This window comes from Filibacter tadaridae (genome assembly GCF_900609045.1).
Taxonomy (GTDB): domain Bacteria; phylum Bacillota; class Bacilli; order Bacillales_A; family Planococcaceae; genus Sporosarcina; species Sporosarcina tadaridae.
This window is the reverse complement of sequence record NZ_UXAV01000059.1, coordinates 1-270: the sequence shown is the minus strand read 5'-3', so window position 1 is coordinate 270 and position 270 is coordinate 1. Positions and strand designations below refer to the sequence as shown.

Annotated in this window: 1 protein-coding gene; it reads left to right on the top strand. The window is 38.9% G+C overall.

The window, feature by feature from the left end; translation table 11 throughout:
• The coding region (locus FILTAD_RS15860) for a hypothetical protein (RefSeq protein ID WP_427854296.1) at positions 1 to 270 on the top strand (270 nt) is incomplete at both ends.

Sequence of the window (270 nt, the reverse complement as noted above, 5' to 3'; positions counted from 1 at the left end):
GAAACAACAACGATTGAAGATAAATCTACAGAAGCAGACGTAACAGCAGATGCAACATACGCTGTTGAAGATGCGGCAATTGTATCAGTAGAAAAAGGCGTTATCACTGCAAAAGCAAAAGGTGAAACAACAATCACGATTACACATGGAGATAATACAGTAAGTGTAAACGTTACTGTAACGGATCCTGTGGAAGCACCAAAAGCTGAAGTTACACTTTCAGTTGACCAAAAAACGGTCTCCATAGAAAAAGGTAAAACAGCATCAGTA